This window comes from Bacillus sp. CGMCC 1.16541, from assembly GCF_003184905.1.
Taxonomy (GTDB): Bacteria; Bacillota; Bacilli; order Bacillales; family Bacillaceae_H; genus Priestia.
Map to the genome: position 1 here is coordinate 1 of NZ_QFRU01000020.1, position 18,986 is coordinate 18,986.

At 37.1% G+C, this 18,986-nt stretch carries 18 protein-coding genes; 3 read left to right on the forward strand and 15 right to left on the reverse strand.

The annotated features are described in order from the left end of the window. Positions 1-244 precede the first annotated feature (244 nt). From DIS06_RS15530 to DIS06_RS15560, 7 genes are all read right to left on the reverse strand, one after another. On the reverse strand, positions 245-2,746 hold the full coding sequence (locus tag DIS06_RS15530) for a DNA translocase FtsK (RefSeq protein ID WP_481746874.1): 2,502 nt from the start codon (positions 2,744-2,746) through the stop codon (positions 245-247). A 724-nt stretch (positions 2,747-3,470) separates the two neighbouring features. Beyond that, positions 3,471-4,079 carry a YtpR family tRNA-binding protein gene (ytpR, locus tag DIS06_RS15535; protein ID WP_110114156.1) on the reverse strand — a complete coding sequence of 203 codons (609 nt, stop codon included), beginning with the start codon at positions 4,077-4,079 and terminating at the stop codon, positions 3,471-3,473. A gap of 18 nt (positions 4,080-4,097) precedes the next feature. Then, positions 4,098-4,892 carry a DUF1444 domain-containing protein gene (locus DIS06_RS15540; protein ID WP_110114237.1) on the reverse strand — a complete coding sequence of 265 codons (795 nt, stop codon included), beginning with the start codon at positions 4,890-4,892 and terminating at the stop codon, positions 4,098-4,100. A 44-nt stretch (positions 4,893-4,936) separates the two neighbouring features. Next, positions 4,937-5,254 carry a thioredoxin family protein gene (locus DIS06_RS15545; protein WP_110114157.1) on the reverse strand — a complete coding sequence of 106 codons (318 nt, stop codon included), beginning with the start codon at positions 5,252-5,254 and terminating at the stop codon, positions 4,937-4,939. A 1-nt stretch (position 5,255) separates the two neighbouring features. Next, entirely contained in the window at positions 5,256-6,272 is a 1,017-nt protein-coding gene (locus tag DIS06_RS15550; protein WP_110114158.1) for a PTS sugar transporter subunit IIC, read from the reverse strand. 91 nt (positions 6,273-6,363) lie between these two features. Then, on the reverse strand, positions 6,364-6,891 hold the full coding sequence (locus DIS06_RS15555; RefSeq protein WP_110114159.1) for a DUF84 family protein: 528 nt from the start codon (positions 6,889-6,891) through the stop codon (positions 6,364-6,366). 350 nt (positions 6,892-7,241) lie between these two features. Beyond that, entirely contained in the window at positions 7,242-8,315 is a 1,074-nt protein-coding gene (locus DIS06_RS15560) for a M42 family metallopeptidase (protein ID WP_110114160.1), read from the reverse strand. 164 nt (positions 8,316-8,479) lie between these two features. Here DIS06_RS15560 and DIS06_RS15565 point away from each other — a divergent pair, with 164 nt between their 5' ends. Next, positions 8,480-8,785 (forward strand): peptidase, encoded by a 306-nt coding sequence (locus DIS06_RS15565; protein WP_110114161.1) that lies wholly within the window; start codon positions 8,480-8,482, stop codon positions 8,783-8,785. Here the strand turns inward: DIS06_RS15565 and DIS06_RS15570 are convergent. The 3 genes from DIS06_RS15570 to trmB form a co-directional block, all read right to left on the reverse strand. Continuing rightward, entirely contained in the window at positions 8,775-9,617 is an 843-nt protein-coding gene (locus DIS06_RS15570; protein WP_110114162.1) for a YtnP family quorum-quenching lactonase, read from the reverse strand. The two genes, DIS06_RS15565 and DIS06_RS15570, sit on opposite strands and share 11 nt — an antisense overlap. Positions 9,618-9,844: 227 nt before the next feature. Further along, a complete protein-coding gene (gene tnpB, locus DIS06_RS15575) occupies positions 9,845-10,996 on the reverse strand; it encodes an IS200/IS605 family element RNA-guided endonuclease TnpB (RefSeq protein WP_110114163.1) in 1,152 nt (383 codons plus the stop codon). Positions 10,997-11,385: 389 nt separating this feature from the next. Next, a complete protein-coding gene (trmB, locus tag DIS06_RS15580) occupies positions 11,386-12,024 on the reverse strand; it encodes a tRNA (guanosine(46)-N7)-methyltransferase TrmB (RefSeq protein ID WP_110114164.1) in 639 nt (212 codons plus the stop codon). Positions 12,025-12,164: 140 nt separating this feature from the next. On the opposite strand from trmB, the gene DIS06_RS15585 reads away from it, so the two are divergent. Next, a complete protein-coding gene (locus DIS06_RS15585; protein ID WP_110114165.1) occupies positions 12,165-12,443 on the forward strand; it encodes a YtzH-like family protein in 279 nt (92 codons plus the stop codon). Between the two features lie 15 nt (positions 12,444-12,458). On the opposite strand, the gene DIS06_RS15590 is transcribed toward DIS06_RS15585, so the two are convergent. Further along, positions 12,459-13,280 (reverse strand): phosphotransferase family protein, encoded by an 822-nt coding sequence (locus tag DIS06_RS15590; RefSeq protein WP_481746873.1) that lies wholly within the window; start codon positions 13,278-13,280, stop codon positions 12,459-12,461. Positions 13,281-13,528: 248 nt separating this feature from the next. Then, a complete protein-coding gene (gene pulA / locus DIS06_RS15595; RefSeq protein ID WP_162595991.1) occupies positions 13,529-15,679 on the reverse strand; it encodes a type I pullulanase in 2,151 nt (716 codons plus the stop codon). A 119-nt stretch (positions 15,680-15,798) separates the two neighbouring features. Here pulA and DIS06_RS15600 point away from each other — a divergent pair, with 119 nt between their 5' ends. Beyond that, positions 15,799-16,821, forward strand: a complete 1,023-nt coding sequence (locus DIS06_RS15600; RefSeq protein WP_239422090.1) for an EAL domain-containing protein — start codon at positions 15,799-15,801, stop codon at positions 16,819-16,821. A 4-nt stretch (positions 16,822-16,825) separates the two neighbouring features. Here DIS06_RS15600 and DIS06_RS15605 read toward each other — a convergent pair whose 3' ends face one another. Genes DIS06_RS15605 through DIS06_RS15615 form a run of 3 tightly spaced genes read right to left on the reverse strand, consistent with a single transcriptional unit; the run spans position 16,826 to position 18,879 of the window. After that, on the reverse strand, positions 16,826-17,776 hold the full coding sequence (locus tag DIS06_RS15605; RefSeq protein WP_110114167.1) for a nuclease-related domain-containing protein: 951 nt from the start codon (positions 17,774-17,776) through the stop codon (positions 16,826-16,828). A 24-nt stretch (positions 17,777-17,800) separates the two neighbouring features. Beyond that, complete coding sequence (locus DIS06_RS15610) at positions 17,801-18,487, reverse strand: LrgB family protein (protein ID WP_110114168.1); 687 nt, start codon at positions 18,485-18,487, stop codon at positions 17,801-17,803. Then, entirely contained in the window at positions 18,484-18,879 is a 396-nt protein-coding gene (locus tag DIS06_RS15615) for a CidA/LrgA family protein (RefSeq protein ID WP_110114169.1), read from the reverse strand. The genes DIS06_RS15610 and DIS06_RS15615 overlap by 4 nt, the downstream gene beginning before the upstream one ends. Between the last annotated feature and the right edge of the window lie 107 nt (positions 18,880-18,986).

Consider the following 18,986-nt stretch of genomic DNA (forward strand, 5'->3'; position numbering starts at 1 on the left):
CAAGGATAAAACGGTTTAAGCATAGGAAGTTGGAAATGTTAATCATTTATATATAGTAAAAGCTACTTATAATGTAAAAAGAGGCTAATCTATTATCCATTTCTGTCAAATAAATTAACCTCTCGTTATCTTAACTTCATGCTATTTTCATAGATAGAGATGATTGATAGCTAGCAGCCTGCATTCCCTTACCTGTCTATCAATAAAAGGCTGGTGCTGACTCTTCAAAAAGAAGGAAGGAAAATTACGACGTATAGATCTCATGCAAATCTCCCTCTGTAATCAGTACATCCCTAGGTTTGCTTCCTCGTGCCTCCGAAATGATCCCTTGCTCTTCCATTACATCTATTAATCTAGCTGCACGATTATACCCTATGCGGAAATGACGTTGCAAACTAGAGGTGGATGCTCCCCCTTGTTCGAGTACAAATTCACAGGCTTCTAAAAAGAGCTCATCTTCCTCTTGTGAAATAGAGGTTTGACTTTTTGTTAATAGTTCTTCCTGACTAAATAAGTACGCAGGTTTTTGCTGAGCTTTTACATGAGCAACCACACGATCAATTTCTTCATCCGATACAAAATTCCCTTGTACACGAACTGTTTTCGATGATCCATTCTCTAAGAGCAACATATCCCCTCTACCTAGTAGTTTTTCAGCTCCACCTGTATCAATAATGGTACGAGAATCTACTTGTGACGATACTGAGAAAGCCACTCGTGTCGGAACATTTGCTTTAATTAAGCCTGTAATAACATCTACTGAAGGTCGTTGTGTAGCTAATAATAAGTGAATGCCACATGCGCGAGCTTTTTGAGCAATTCGACAAATTGCTTCCTCAACCTCACCAGGCGATACCATCATTAAATCTGCTAACTCGTCAATGATAATAACCAAATATGGAAGCTCTCCACTCTTTTCATTATGCGCTCGAACTCGCTCATTATATTTAGTAATATCACGAACACCTGTATGAGCAAATAACTCATAACGGCGTTCCATTTCTTCCACTGCCCATTTTAAGGAAGCGGTAGCTGCTTTTGCATCAGTAATAACAGGACTAACTAAATGGGGAATACCATTGTAAGGTGCTAGCTCGACCATCTTAGGGTCAATCAGCATTAACTTTACTTCGTGAGGTGCTGCTTTATAAAGTAAACTCACAATAATCGTGTTAATGCATACACTTTTCCCAGATCCAGTTGCTCCTGCAATTAAACCATGTGGCATTTTATTCAAATCGGTCACCACTGGCTCCCCTGAAATATCTAATCCCAATGCCACTGTTAGTGGTGATGGACTCTGGTTAAATGCTGGAGTTCGCAATATTTCTCGTAATAAAACAGGCTTACTATGACGATTTGGCACTTCAATTCCAATAGTATTTTTACCAGGAATTGGAGCTTCAATTCGGATATCTCTCGCAGCTAAACTCAACTTAATATCATCTGTTAAGTTGGTAATTTTGTTCACCTTCACTCCAGGCTCCGGATGCACTTCAAATCTCGTAACAGTTGGTCCTTGTGTGACATTTACAACTTTTGCACGTACGTTAAAATTCGTCAATGTCAGATCAAGGAGTTTTCTTTGTTCATCAAGCCACTGATTATCGTCTTCCATTTTAGCAGGTGGTACATTTAGTAAGTTCATAGATGGAAAGGCATAGCTTGACTGCGTAACGACAGCTGGTTGTTGTTCTTGCTTTTTAATCGGTTCTTTCTGTGCCAGTTTTCGACGATCTTTCTTTAGCATCATCACATTGTACGGAACATAGCGTCTTGATTGATTTGGCAGCTCCTCTTTCTGTTCTAGAGGAGGTTCCTTGACAGGAGTTGATGACATATTAAACGGCTCTTCCTCTTGTTCGGGAGACATAACCGTAGTATCTCTTTCTTGTACATGAGCAAGTTCCTCAACTGACTGCCCCTCTTTAATGAAAGAAGAGTACTGTTCAATCTGACGTTGTTGTTCATCTTTTAATCTATTCTCATCTACATCATGATGACTAGTAGGAGGAAGTTCGATTGGTTGACTTTCCACTTCCTTTACCGGCTCAACTTCAACTTCATTATTTCCTGGCTTTTCATCCTCCGTTGATTCTACCGTTCCCTTTTCTTTTCGACGAAAGAAGGCATCTAGATCATCATCATATTTTTCTTCACTTAATGGAACATGCGAATGAGTCTCTTCTATAGGTTCAATACCGTCTGTGTCTACAATCACTTCTTCACTTGGATCTTCTTTCTCGTCGATTTCAACAGACCATTGGCGTTCTTCTGACACCTTTCCCTCTTCTTCATAAAGGTACGGAACTTCTTCTTGTAACATGTCTGACGTATTCTCTTCGTCAGCCAAATAAAAAAGACGATATTCTTGTTCAACGTCGTGCAGTTCTTTTTCTTCCGATAGTTCAGGTGTATATTCATCTATCACTCTAGCATCCTCTTGAGTCACGCCATTTGTATCGTTGTCGTGCTCACTTTGAATCATCTCTTCTCTCTCTCTAAACGAAAAGGAAGAAGGGAGTTCATATTCTACCACGTCGTTACGTTGTAAAGACGTTAGCGTCGTATTCGTTGGACGCTTTTTAAATCCATAAATAGGTGATGGAACCTCTGTAGGCCTAAAAGGTCGTGTGCTACGCACTTCTTTTTTTGGCGGAGCAGGTTGCGGGACCTTTACCTCTTTTGGCTCTCTTATTTGTTTTACTTCTTCCACTACCTTTTGGGTTCCTGTTCGCTTTTTCATGCTTGGTTCATCTATTGAAGCTTGACGTCTCGTCGATCTCCTTACAGGACGATTTGTTACTTCTTCATCAGGAATAAGCGGGAAGCGAAAATTTCCTTTTGGATAATGGTAAGCCACTTTCGCCTCGATTTCTTTCGTTTCTTTTCCCTCGCTATTTTCATTTACGTTCACGTTCACCTTCACAGGTTGCTTAACTGTTTTTTTCGGCTGCAGAGTAGAACTCTTATCAGCCTCTTTATTATGTAAAGGAACTTCTTCAATTTGACCGTCTTCTTTTTCAATAATTTCTTTTACTTCATAACCTAATAAATAATCCATTGCTTTGCGCATCCAACGCATCTTTATCACTCTTTCTATTTCTCCGTTTTTTACACAACATGTTATCTGTATGTATCTTGTCATCTTACTATAAAAGCTGTTTTATACACTTTGTTACATTTTAAAGAGTGTAGAGCTTGATTAATCCCTGCTCTATTTTACCATTTATTCTATAGCCCTTAAAACTGTAACAAATAGGTTATTGAGAAAGAAACATTTAAAATCCATCTTTATAAACATATGAACACCTAAAAAATAACAAAAAGACTTTATAATTCAAAAACCACTAGTATATACTAGTGGTTTGTTATTTTACCAAATATTCATAAGAGGATGCAATTCCTTTTGATGAACTGTAATGCTTGAAATGTGTGTGTAAACGAATGCGTTCCAAATGGACTAGTTTTTACTTTTGAAAAAACGCACTACCTACCTCATAATCATTTGGTAACACTAAAATTCCTTTTTCTTGAGGTGCATCTGGTAAATCTAACTCTTTTGCAGAGCAAATCATCCCCGATGACGCCACACCACGTAACTCAGCATCTTTGATTACAAGACCACTTGGCATCACAGCACCTACTTTTGCTACGACTACCTTTTGGTTAGCATCTACATTAGGTGCACCACAAACAATTTGAAGCGTCTCTGTACCAACATCCACTTTACAAACACTTAATTTATCTGCATTTGGATGTTTTTCTTTTTCTGTCACAAATCCAACAACAAATTTTGGTGATAAGTCCACTTCAATTGATGCCTCAAAGCCATTTTTCGTCATGACTTCATTAACTTGCTTAACAACTTCTTCTGTTAACTCGACTGAGCCATTTGCTTCAACTGTCATATATTGAGATAGGTTAAAAATATTATAACCTGCTGTTTCATTTGTTTCTTTATCATAAACGCGAGCTACATCGCCTTTTCGCTCAAACGTTTTATTTTCTTCATTAATATCTTTCAACGCGACGATTAACGTATCACCAATTCCTTGCTTATTGTAAAAAAGATTCATTTTTTATCCCTTCCTTGCTCATTTTTTGCGATTCTTACCTAAAATAAAGATTGGCTCTAGTTCATTGTTTTCATATAAAAATGATAATGCCGTAATTGGTACTCGACCACTTGCAAAGAAACTCATTGTCATTTGAGCCAACACATCATAACCTGTCTCATTTTGAATGTCTGCAATGATTAACACGTCTTGATGTGGTACAGCTATAGCCATTGTACCTTTTATATCAGATTCCATCTTTTTGAGAAATGATTCGTTTAAAATACGACTCGCATCATATCCATCATTACTGTTAACAAAATAGAACGTACTTCCTGCGACCTCATCTTTCTTCACTGAAACAGGTAGAGATCGAAGGTTAAAGGTAGCCATCTCACGAATAGCTTCAACAGATAACTCTTCTTTTTTTAACCATTCTTCATCAATTAACCGATATGTATTTCCTAAATCCAAAGCATAGTAAACTCGTGTTTCTGCTGTATGTTCGTCAAATACCAGATTGCGTTCATCATTCGTTTTTACTGGAAAAGAAGTTGAACGGATAACCGGATAGACTTTCTTTTCTTGACCAGCTAACTGCTGCTGTTCATTCATAACTTGGAGAGCTTCCCTTATATAATATACCATCTCATCGAGAGCTTGTTCTTTTTTTTCTTCCCATTTTCCAATTAACCCGGGGATTGATACATTCAATCCTTTTTTCATTTGCTTATGCTCGACTCTTAACGTATCCTTTTCCCGATCATAAAAAAAAGACCAATTATCATCGTTAAGACGTTCTTCGAGTAGCTTTCTCATTTTTTGACTATTCATTTTCATCTTACAGCACCTCCTCTTACAAGATACATGCGCGTTTTTTACTTTGAAAGTCCACTAATAAATTGATTAATTTGTTCTTTCGTTTTGCGCTCTTTGTTTACGTATCGTCCAATTTCTTCGCCGTCTTTATAAGCAAGAAAACTTGGAATCCCAAACACATCTAACTCTACACATAAATCAATAAATTGATCACGATCAACATAATAGAATGTATATTCGCTATGTTCATTCATTACTTCTGGTAAAATTGGCTCGATTACGCGGCAATCTGGACACCAATCTGCTGAAAACATCATAATGTGTTGACCAGTTTGAATCACTTCTTTATATTGTTCAATCGTTTCTAATTTTTTCATCTCATTTTCCTCCTAATTCTAACTTTAAATCATTTTCTTTAATCCATTTACGCTTTCTCATCCACTCTGATAAGACCAAACTAATCATAGCAGGTCCAACAAAATGGAGCAAAAGCACTTTTAATAACACAGACATGGAAAAGCCCATTGTCGTAAACGTCATAATCTGTCCTACAAAGCCACTCGTACCCATACCAGCACCTGGGGCATTATTACTCATATCAAACCATACTGTTGCTATTGGTGCAAGTATGATACCTGCAACAGTAGGCGGAATAAGGACAAGAGGATTTTTGATGATGTTTGGTACTTGCAACATAGAAGTCCCGACTCCGATGGCAACAAAGCCACCCACACCGTTTTCACGATAACTACTTACTGCAAATCCTATCATCTGCGCGCAACACCCCACCGTTGCAGCACCAGCTGCAATTCCTTCCAAGTTTAGCATAAGAGCGATAGCAGCACTAGAAATTGGAGCCGTTAATGCAAGACCCATAAGAGTTGCAATAATAATCCCCATAATAAAAGGCTGCTGTTCAGTAGCCCACATAATCACTTCACCGATGGATGTCATCAATAAATTAATAAGAGGTCCAAATGAACTTGCCACCAAATAACCTGACAAAATTGTCACAAATGGCGTTACGATAATATCAACTTTTGTTTCTTTACTTATCATTTTCCCAACTTCAGTTGCGATTAAAGCAGCAGCGAAGCTTCCTGCTGGTCCTCCTAATGATGCACCAGCTGCACCGCTAACAATCGTTGCAAACAAAACAAGGGGCGGCGCTTTTAGTCCATAAGCTACCGCAGCTCCAATGGCTGGTCCCATTAAACTCATGCTAAGTTGACCTAGTTCTACAAAGAGCGTAAACCCAACTTGTTCACCAATTGTTTTTACGATTAAACCAATAATAAGAGACGAAAATAGACCAAGGGCCATGTATGTCAATCCATCAACAAAATAAACTTTTGGAGATAATGTTACACCTTTTCTATGTAAAAACTGTTTCATCCTGTTCACCTTTACCGTTATTCATTTTACAAGTTTATAAGTTCACTTTTTATGATAACCATTTTAGGGGCATTCATAACTTTACCAAGATTTAATCGTGAGAAAGTCGGACTTGAAACTCATATTGTCCATATAACATTTCAACAATATGCATAAACATATTCGTACGATCAATTCGAGCATTCGTAAAGATTCCAATAGCTCCTTCTTTTTGACGCACATTGATTTTCTTTGTGTAAGCTTCCATCACTTCTGCTAATTCTACTTTCTTCTCCCTTAGCTCATTCGCAATTTCAATCGGCAATGCAATCCTTGCTCCTCCTGCTATAATGGGAGTTTCAATATGTCTTGAAACAAGCGCTCCCCAATTACAAAGGATAAGACCATGGTTTGTTTCCACTACCCCTCCCTCAAGACCAATTCCAATGTCAGCACCTGTTTTTTCACATGCTACTTGTGCTCGGTTAATCGCACCTTGTATCGTTTCCTCATCAGAAAAAGGTTGTGAAGATACACCAGAATCAACTTCTATAGCAGTGAAAAAAGTGCCTTCAGCTCGTATTACTTGCTCTACTGCATTCACTTTTGTAGGGTTCTTAGTTCCAATACCAACTTTCATAACATCTGGCTCCCTTTACTCGTTTACGTTTTGAACACTTGTTTTACATATAAGCTGTTTTTTAGAGGCTTTCATGCTATATAATCACATATAAGCAACACTCTTTTAGAAAAAAGCCTACACATAGTAGACAAGAAGAAATCGCCCTCTTCTACTCAGAGGACGAGTGATGTAATCTGCACCATGACAACAACTAAAAGTAATGCCTTCATACAACATCCCTTGCCTATCTATTCATGTACTGAATTTCATAGGCAAGGGATGTAACAAGTCAAAGATAGCCCTCTTTGACTCAACTATTTTTAGTATAAAGGATAAGACACCAACATGGAATCTACAAAGACGATGATTTACGAATTTTGCTTAATTGTGTCAACAGTTTTGCGATCCGATGCTTTTACTAATTTAATTAACAGTTCTTTAGCAGCCGCATAGTCATCAATATGAATAATTGATGCATGTGTATGAATATAGCGAGAGCAAATGCCAACTACTGCAGACGGCACACCTTGATTAGATGTATGGACGCGACCTGCATCTGTTCCACCTTGAGAGACAAAGTATTGATATGGGATGTTATTTGTTTCTGCTGTATCTAAAACAAACTCTCTCATTCCTCGGTGAGTCACCATTGAGCGATCTAAAATACGTAAAAGAGCACCTTTTCCTAATTGGCCAAATGCATGTTTATCACCAGACATGTCGTTGGCTGGACTCGCATCTAATGCGTAGAAAATGTCTGGGTTAATCATGTTAGCTGCCGATTGTGCACCACGTAATCCTACTTCTTCTTGAACTGTAGCGCCTGAATAAAGAACGTTAGGAAGTTGATCATTTTTTGTTTCTTTTAACAGTTCCACCGCAAGTCCACATCCATATCGATTGTCCCACGCTTTAGCCATGATTTTTTTCTCATTGGCCATTGGTGTAAATAAACAAACTGGAACAATTTGGTCACCAGGCTTAATTCCCATTTCTTTTACTTCTTCTTTACTGTCTGCGCCAACGTCAATTAACATATTTTTAATATCCATTGGTTTGTTACGTTGAGCATCCTCTAGTAAGTGTGGAGGAACAGATGCAATTACTCCTACAATAGGGCCCTTGTTTGTAATGACTTGAACACGTTGTGCTAGTAGGACTTGGCTCCACCAACCACCTAAAGGCTGAAAGCGAAGCATGCCTTTATCCGTAACGGATGTCACCATAAATCCTACTTCATCCATATGACCGGCTACCATAACTTTTGGACCCGTTTTATCTCCATATTTCACACCAAAGATACTTCCTAGACCATCCTGAATCATTTCATCTGCATAAGGCTCTAATTGAGAGCGCATAAAAGCTCGAACTTGATGTTCATTTCCAGGTGCTCCTGGAAGTTCGGTTAACGTTTTAAATAGCGTTAAGGTTTCTTGATTCATTTGAATTCTCCTTTGTATATGTATCTTTTTACATTTTATCTAAAATATAAAATCCTTTCCACTATTCAGACAGATATAACCTCTCGCTTAACAAAGGGGAAATAATTTTGTATACTTTTCTTATGAAACGAAAACAAGATCAAACAGAAAGGTGAGTAATCATTATGAAATGGACACACGTTGCTACAGGATTCGCATTAGGTTTTGCTAGCGCTTACATTATTCAAAAGAAGCAATCATCACTTTCGTCTAGTGACGCCCTTCAATTAGTAAAACAAGCATTTAAACAAAATGGCACGATTGACGGATCTTGGATTCAAACCACTTCAAAACTTCATCAAGCCCAAGGATTAACATTTGAAGGTTACAGCGGTGGTATTATTCGAACAGTCGATAACCAACAAGAGCATTTTGAGTTTTTTGTGGATAAATCAAGCGGTGCAATCATTGATTTAAAACTTATTTCTTAATCGTAAGTTGTTCGGTTATTTCACCTGATTCATTCCACTTTAATGCACGATAAGTCGAATCATGATAAAAGCTTAACCAAGCATTCTTTTTGACAGCAAACGATAACCATGTTTGTTTTTGATCAATGGAAGTCATTGGATAATCATCATAAGCCATTACCCAGAGTACATTTTGATGGGCATGTGTTGGAAGCAAATCACCGAGATGAACGAGCGTTTCTCCACCACTCTCTATGACAACGACTGCATGTCCATCACTATGACCTCCTGTATGATACATTTTTACATCCTTTACCACTTCAACTTCCTTTCTAAATGGTACCACTTGATCTTTAATAGCTTCCCAATTTTCTTTCCAGTATGTATTTCTTGATCGTATATTAGGATTTCTCATCTCTTCCCATTCGACATCTGTTGTCACAATCTCTGCGTGTTTGAAGACAGATACAATCTTATCTCCTTCTACTTTTGTAAGACCAGAAGCATGATCAAAGTGCATATGAGTCATTATTACAATATCAATATCTACTGGGGTTAAGCCTAGCTCTTTTAGCGATTCTTCAATTGATGACTCTTCAGATACACCAAAATTTCGTTTCTGCTTTTCTGTTAGTTTCCCTTTACCTAATCCAGCTTCCAGCAAAATGTTTTTCCCTTCTGCTTGAATTAATATAGGATCCGTTCTTAGTGTAATCTGATTCTTTTCGTTTACATCATATTTTTTTGACCACAATGCTTTTGGCACAACTCCAAACATTGCACCCCCATCTAAGTTATTTTCACCACCTCGCAACCACGTTAATGTAACTTCACCTATTGTTAATGTTTCCACTCTCTTCACCCCCACTTTTCTTAATATGATTTTACCATTTCAAGATTTGAAAATTCAAAATATTTTATCGTCAAAAAATTGTTTTCACAAACTTTTTATTTTTACATGTAATGTAGATCAATTTCCCCTCTAGATATTCCGTTTTTGAACTACCCCCACTTAACACTCTTACGAGCTGTTTGAAGTGGGAGATTCCTAAGAACACCAACCTAACAGTTAGTTATTGATTAGGCGATCCCCGTAGTCCCTACGGTTAGAAGTCTTATTGCTTCATTTTTAAGATTTTGTCCTGCGTTAATATCTCGATCATGATGTGCGCCACAAGAAGGGCAATCCCATTCACGGAGGTTGAGATTTTTAACGGCTTTGTTTTGGTAGCCACAAATTGAACATAATTGAGAACTTGCAAAGGTTTTAGACACAGTGACTACCTGTTTTCCATACCACTTTGCTTTGTACGCTAACATCGTTCTAAATTGCGACCACGATACTTCACTAATTGCTTTCGCTAACTTATGGTTCTTCAACATATTTGACACTTGCAAATCTTCGATACCGATTACATCGTGGTTTTTGATGATTTCAGTAGAGATTTTTTGCAAGTAGTCTGTTCTTGCATTCGTGATTTTCTCATGGAGGCGAGCTACTTTACGTTTTTGCTTTTGATAGTTTTTTGCTTCCTCCAGTTTACAGTTTCGTTTGAATGCTAATTCCTGTCGTCTCGAAAGAACACGCTGCGCTTTGGCTAATGTTTCTTCCAGTTTGCGAAACCATTTAGGATTACTAAATACTTCACCTGTTGAAAGAATCGCAACATCTTTTAGACCAACATCCACACCAACAGACGAGCCCGTTTTAGGAAGTTCTTGAACTTCTGTTTCAACAAGAATGGATACAAAATACTTCCCACTTGGATGTCGTCTGATTGTCGCACTAAGAATACGACCTTCTACTTCACGACTTTTCGCAAATTTAACGAATCCCAATTTAGGTAACTTGATCTTGTTGTCTACAATGGCAATATTGCCATTCGTATGCTTTGTTGTGTAGGATTGCACATTATTCTTTTTACACTTGAAACGTGGTGGTTTGTTCTGCTTTTTAAAGAATCGTGAATACGACTCGGCAAGGTTTTTTAGTGAGGATTGAATCGCAATGCTGTCTACTTCTTTTAACCAAACGAATTCTTTCTTTAGTTGTGTTAATTGAGACGAACAAGCGTTATAAGTTAACCCTTTCCCCGTTTCTTTGTAAGCATCGTTCCATTTCGCCAAAAAGTGATTGAAAACAAAGCGAGAACAACCGATTGTTTTAGCGATTAAGATTTCTTGTTCCTTATTAGGATAGATCCGAAACTTATAGGCTTTATTGACTAACATGACTTTCACCTCCTCGCGTGTTGAGATATACATATTATACCATATTAGATATATATTATATTTTATTTAGAGGTGAAGGTATGGAAACACAATCCGTTGTCTTAAGATTTCCCAAGATTTTTTTAGATAGAGTCGACACATACAAAGTGGTTTTGGTATTCGTACACAAGCTATTTTTCATTTACTGCAACTCGCACTCGAACAGTCGGACAATCGAGATGGCAAGTAAGCCATCCCTTGTCCGAAGGCGATTCATCCCCCCACCTACTCATTGGGCTTGGCCCTTCTCATTCCTTGAGGTGGGGGTCTTCTCGACTGAAATGATAAAAACACCCCTTGTCGGTTATCCAATCATTGCGGCGGATAGATGACAAAGGGTGTTTCATTCATCAGCGATACTTTACTTCACATCGATAAATACGTTGACCTTTTTTAGAAAACTTCTCTTCATATTCAGTCATCACATTTCCTTCAAAGTCACTATTATGCAAGTCTAAGCTAATATATTTTAACAGCAAACCGTATTCTGAAAAGCTTGTTAAAGAATATTCGAATAAGCCTTGGTTATCTGTTTTAAAGTGAATTTCTCCATTATCAATTAAAATATTCTCATAAGACTGTAAGAACGCCTTATACGTTAAACGACGCTTTGCATGTCTTACTTTTGGCCATGGATCTGAGAAATTCAAATAAACTTGACTAACGTCGCCTTTTGCGAAGAACTCTTCTAACTCTCTAGCATCAACATTCAACAAGCATAAATTTGGCAAGTCTTCTTCAATTAATTTATCAAGAGCACTTACAATCACACTTTTATACAGTTCAATTCCAATATAATTAATGTGCGGATTTTGTTTCGCCATCCCTACTAGAAATTGACCTTTCCCTGTCCCAACTTCAATATGAATTGGGTTGTCATTATTAAAAACTTCATGCCATTTTCCTTTATGTTCGACTGGATTGGCAATAATGTACTGAGGGTATGAATCTAATTTTTCTTGCGCGCCTGGTTTGTTACGTAATCGCATCTGGACACCTCATCTTCATGATTAATTTATTTTATAAATGTACAAGCAAAAAAGTCAGCTACAAGAACTGACATTGAACATGAATAATTGTATTTCCAAAGAAAAAGATAAGAACATGACATTTGAAAGGATGTGGCCTAATGCCTTTGAGTTATCAAAATCAAATGGACATGCTAAAAGATATTTTATCAAATCATCAAAGTGATTGTTGTGGAACAGTCGCGGAATGTGAACAAGTAGAAAGACTTATTAAATCTATGCTTGCAACTGGCTCGCAAAGTGAGCAAATAGCAAGCACACTTCAACACGTTTACGAATACACACAAGCAGCTAAAGATTGTCAACATTTAGATCAACATATCCAAACGAATCAACAAAATTTATCTCAATGGGTAAGTGAATTAACAACTTTATCATGAGCAACCGGAAATGAATCATTGTGGGTAGATTTCATTAATCAATTGACCTAAGTAATCCTCCCAATGCTTCATTTCCTCTTCTTCATTTTTTAATCGATACCAATGAAGAAATAAGATTGTTTGACTAACTACATACCACTTCATTCTTCGTTCTAGACTCTCTGTTAATTCAATTCCATAATCTTTTAACCAATTCTCCCAATCTGATGGACGGATGTACCAATAAAGCAATAATCCAAGGTCAATTGCTGGGTCTGCAATCATGGCACCATCCCAATCAATTAAATACAGCTGTTCATCTTCTCCCAATAACCAGTTGTTGTGATTCACATCACAGTGACACACAACGTAACGATCTGTACGCACATAAGGTAATTCTTTTTGTAGATACCGAATACTTTTTTGCACGACTGGATGGGTAATCAGTTCTTTATCCACTTGTGTATAAATATCTGTTAATACTTGTTCTGGTAACAAAGGAGCCTTTCCCAACCTTTTTAACATTCCTAGTAATTCTTTGGAATGATGGATTTTACTTAAAAGTTCTGTTACCTTTTGTGAGCTCATATCAACAGGCTTCAGCTCTCTTCCGTTAAGCCAATGTTGAGCCGTAATCACATCTCCATTTTCCATACGTCTTGTCCATACAAGCTTAGGGACAATCCCTTCTGCAGATAATACTGCTAAAAATGGCGAGGAATTACGCTTTAAAAAAAGTCTACGGTCTTTGAACTTTGCAAAGTAAGCATCTCCTGTCGCTCCACCTGCCGGGATAATCTCCCATTCACTTCCTAATATATGTTCCAACCAATTCACCTTCAATTTCAACACACACATTTCATTTAAAGATTTGAATGATTCACCAATTCTTCTACTTCAAAAACAACAAAAACTTTTCGTATATAATTAAGTTTAAACCATCTTTACACGAATCATTACGTCATTGTACATCTTAAAATATTTTATAATGGAATTTATTTTTCCTCACAAATAAAAAAGACGGCTATTGAGGACATATTAATCAACAGCCATCCTTTATAAATATTATCTCCATCTCTCTTTTTTCGTCAAGTAGGGGAGAATAATTACTTTTGAAATAATACAAGGACGCTTACAGGTGGGACCTCTATGACATCACCTTCCATATAAGCATAACCATTAAGGTCGACTTTCATATCTCTAGCTGCAATGTACCAGCCGGATTCATGAAGCTCTAGTGTTTGTCGCTCTAAATCATTATTAAAGGCTACAATGATATTTCGCCAAGGTCCAAACTGTGAAACGTTTTGTAGTTTGTACGCAACGATACAATCATTTGAATGTAGAAATGATAAATGTTCACGAATCTGTGCAGTCGTCGGTAATCGAAAAGCTTGATGATACTTGCGTAATGAAATAAGGTCTTTAATGTATTGAACATCTTCTTTGTACTCTGCACATCTATTCCAATCTAGCGCATTAATATGATCAGAGGAGCGGTAACTATTTTCCACTCCGTCTTTCGTACGATAAAACTCCTGACCACTATGAAGAAATGGAATACCTTGAGATAATAATACAATCGCTGTACCTAAACGCTGGCGCTTTTGCAAAATGTCATCCTGTTCGTGTTCATTACATCGCTTCAGCTTATCCCACGTTGTGTGATTATCATGAGATTCAATATAATTAATGCTTTGATGTGGCTCTTTAAATAAATATTTTGCTCCTTTTTTGTAAGGTACACTTCCTGCAATTGATTGCATCACTTCTTCTTTTTTATGATGATGACCAGCAATAAAGCCTCGATCATATAAATTAAACGTGCTTCCTTTAATCGAATCACGAAATCGATCGTTAAAATAACCGATAGTCGGTAATTGATGTGCTTGATGAATAATCGCTTTTTGCTCATATGGAAGTGGTGTATTCAAGTCCCACCCCTCCCCAAAGAGAAGAACAGATGGATCTATTTCATGAATCTTTTGACGAACACACTGCATCGTTTCGATATCTAATATCCCCATCAAATCGAACCGAAACCCATCTACTCCGTATTCCTTTAGCCAAAATTCAATTGAGTCAACAATAAATTTTCGTGCCATTTTCCGCTCTGAAGCGAAGTCATTGCCTACCCCTGTTCCATTAGACGGCATTCCAAATTCATCGTGACGAAAAAAGTACCCTGGCACAATTTTCTCAAAACTTGATTCCTCTTTTATATACACGTGATTGTACACCACATCTAGAATGACACGTAATCCACTTTTTTGTAATAAGCGAATCATTTCTTTAAGTTCGTTAATACGACCATAAGGACTGTGAATATCGAATGCGTAACTTCCTTCTGGCACATTAAAAAATAATGGATTATAACCCCAATTATAAGATTCAGTTTGATTAAGGTCATCTACTCCATAAAAGTCATTGACTGGCAATAGCTCAACATGAGTAACACCTAACCCTTTTAGATAGGAAAAACCTGTAACTTCCCCTTCGGAACGTGTCGTTTGTTCCTCTACTACTCCTAAATACTTTCCCCTTTGTGTAATTCCGCTACTTTCATGGATTGAAAAATCACGAATATGCATCTCATAAATGATGGCATCGGTAGCAACTTGAAAAGGTGGCTTCGGTGTTGGAGAGATGTTCGTTTTATTTATATCCACTACTACGCCATACTCACTGTTCGGTGTCAGCGCTACAGTATACGGATCAATTGCTTCCCTCCATATTTGATTGACACATACAAGAAACGTGTAATAGTAGCCCTCAATGTCCCTTTTCTCTGTGAATGTCCACACTCCTCTTTCAATCCGTTCCATGTTGTTTGTGAACGTTCTTTTCGTTTCAGGATCAATTGTTTTTACTTTTACATGTGTAGCCGTTGGTGCCCATAAACAAAAAGTCGTTTCACCTTTACAATACGTTACCCCTAGGTCCGTTCCCTCATATGAAAAGAATTCATCAAACTCATGAGTACGAATAACTGCTCCAATTTGTAAATCTGTTGTTGCTCCGTGTTCTTCTTTTATTTCATATACCTGCCCAACTACAAGAGGGCTCGAAACGATGCATTCGTATTTAATGTGCTCATCTAATAAAATCGTTTGAACGACCTTTAACGTTTCCGTCATTTCCGGACCTTTTAGATAAAAAGAATTGGATTTACCTTCGTGATACTTTTTAGGAATTAATATAGTGATTAGATCCATCTTATCTAAGTAAGCTTCGAACGTCCTATTTATATATGGCACAAACACTTCACCCCTTGTTTAAAGTTGCCGATAATAAAGAAGGTAACGATAACCTTCTCATCGAAAAGTAACTACTTATAGAACTATCATATGTAACATGAAGAAAGGATGAAAACGCTTTGAAAATAAATAATGCCTGTGTACAGTGTGGCATTCCATTCACGATCTACCCATGCGGTTTTTTAATACTTAAGGATATGGACTACTGTTCCTTATCATGTTTTGAGGTCATTTCATTAGATAATTGTGTTGCGATTTCTTATCAACATGAAGAAGAAATTTGCTTACTCTTTGATCAAATCTCTTCTTTAGTTTCAACTCAAACGAAGTGTTACCTCTCTCAGTCATTAGATGTCTCTAACGAGTTGTTTTCTTCTTTTTCCCATATACATACACGCATTAAACAAAAAGAAATGATTCATTTTATTGAACAAGGATCGCTTGTTAGTTACTTACAGCCAATTATCGACCTAGATACAAATGAGATCTATGGGTTCGAAGCTCTTTTGCGTGCAGAAGATAGCTTCAAAGAAATTTCTCCAGCTGTTTTATTTCAAACGGCTATTGACACAGGCATGCAATCATTACTTGATAAGCGAGCACGCCAATGTGCTGTGCAAGCGAAGGCGAAACATTTACCAAAAGGTACTAAGGTTTTCATTAACTTTCTGCCTTCTACTATTTATAACCCATATTATTGTTTACAACACACCTTTCAACTAATTGAACAATATGAGCTAGATCCTGCAGATTTTGTATTTGAAGTAGTAGAAACAGAAAAAGTAACAGATCTTTCTCACTTAAAAAAGATTTTACAAACATATAAAGAAGCTGGTATGAAGGTAGCTCTTGATGATGTGGGAGCTGGCTTTTCTACACTAGAGATGCTACAAGACTTAAAGCCAGACTTTGTAAAAGTGGATCGCCATTATATCTCCTATTGTGATCAAGATGAAGAAAAACAAAGATTTCTTCGTGATGTCATAGAGATTGCTACTAAATTAGACATTCAAGTATTAGGAGAAGGCATTGAGCGCAAAGAAGAACTCGACTACTGTAAGCAGATTGGTATGAACTATGCACAAGGTTATTATCTCGGCAAACCTGCATTACACGTTGATTTAAATAAAAAGAAGAACTGATATTTCATTCATTCAGTTCTTCTTTCTTGTCTCGTGTTAAATAAGTAGCTTGACTACGTCCTAGCAAAACATGAGCTGCTTTTAACTGGTTATACTTTAATGGCATGGAGTTGCCTCTCAATTCATGAAACCATGAATCATAATTACGCCGATCAACGAATGTGATACCATAGGGCGGAACTGGGCAATCGATATAGCCTGTTCGCGATAAAACCACCTTCTTTATAGGTAATTCAACATTGTTTGCCTCATATAATTGACGAACAATTTTCTCTGTGCGATTAAGACCTATTAAAGGGTTTAATACCTTTCTTTTTTCGTCTCCTACCCATTCATCCCAAAATCGTTCTTTTGAATATTGGAACACAGAGTTGTCCTTTCTTTCTATCATTGAAATACACCATGTGTCATTGGGTCCAATAAGAACGACATCAACTTCAACAGGAGCCTTTTTTATAACAAAAATTGGTTTATACATCACTAAATATGTATCAGGAAACCGTTGCAAGAAGTATTTTAACGTTGGGTCATGGTAAAACTCCCGCTCTACATTCGAATATTCCCATAGAGTTGAGCTAGCCCATTTCACTTGAAGTTTAAAAACATTTTCTAAAAAAAGAATTTTGAGATCTTCAAACGTTTGTGGAGTCGTTGTGAAAGAAGAAAGTGACTTTTCAACGTGTGGTTCACTAAACCTTTCCTCAACGACTAGTTCCTCGTCTTCTTTTTTGAAAAATTTTCGAACTGTCTTTATAAACGATTGTTTTTCTTCACTTTTTCCAGCTAATTCTTCTTGTTCAACATGTGAAAACATTAAAGAAATGTCACCTTTTTCAAACGATGCTCTCACATTATTCCAGTTCTTTTTCTTTAATTGGATAAAGCGTGCTGGATATTGATATGGATCTTGTTCATATCTAGATACATAGTCTTGAAGCTTAATAAGTTGAGCCATAATCATTTAATCTCCTAATCTAAATTACAACATCCACTGAACAAAGAGTGGACAGACAATAACCGTCACAATCGCACTTAATGTCATTGAAATGGAACTGATAGCTGCTGTTTCAGCACCTAATTCCAAGGCTTTCGCTGTACCAATTCCATGAGAGGAACTCCCTAAAGCTGTTCCAACACTAATAAAATGATGAATGTTCAATTGTTTTAACAAAAATGGACCAATCATCGCTCCCGTTATCCCTGCGACCATTACATAGACTGCTGCTAATGACGAAGAGCCTTCGATTAAAGTCGCGATGTCCATGGCAACAGGTGATGTAACGGATTTTGGAGCAAGCGAACGAATGACCTCGTTATTGACTTTGAATCCAATTGAAAAAATGAGTCCACTCATAATTCCAACGATACTGCCAATCCCAACTCCACCAATAATTGGCCATACATATTGTAAAAGCAAGTGTCGATTGCGATAAAGTGGGTAAGCTAAAGCTACAACAGCTGGACCTAACAATTCTCCTATCCATTTTCCTCCTACCATGTAGGTTGGATAATCAACGTTCATTAGTAATAAGAACGCCACAATGATACATGTACTCGTTGCTGTTGGAACCAAAAGTGGAGTATTTACTTTTTTATAAAGCTTCTTCATACAAATATATACCAAAACCGTACCTACAATGTATAAAACTCCCATTAGCACCTTCATAAGGTCACGCCCTGTTTTTGTTTTGGTTCGCTTTGTTGTTCTTGTTTATTGATGATAAATTGACTAACAGCTCCTGTCACTATTAATACAAGCAATGTACTAACAATCACCACAAGAATGGAGACAAAACCGATTCCCATAAAGTAATCTACATATTGAATAATACCTACAGTCGCTGGTACAAATAATAAAGCCAAGTGGGACAACAGCCATGTCGATCCTTTTAAAAGCCATTTTTCTTTCACAATATTTATTTGAAGCATTAGAAACAGTAATAGCATTCCTATGATACTACCTGGAATAGGTACATCCATATATGCTTGTATGACGACACCTACTTTGTAGAGAATATACAAACCAACTACTTGAATAACAATGGTTAAGAATCTCACTATTTCTTCGCTCCTTTGCACGACTCATGCCTTCATAAAGATTGTTTTATTAACACGTTTTCATCATAACCTTTGTGACATTTCAAGAAGCGAATTTATACACAACG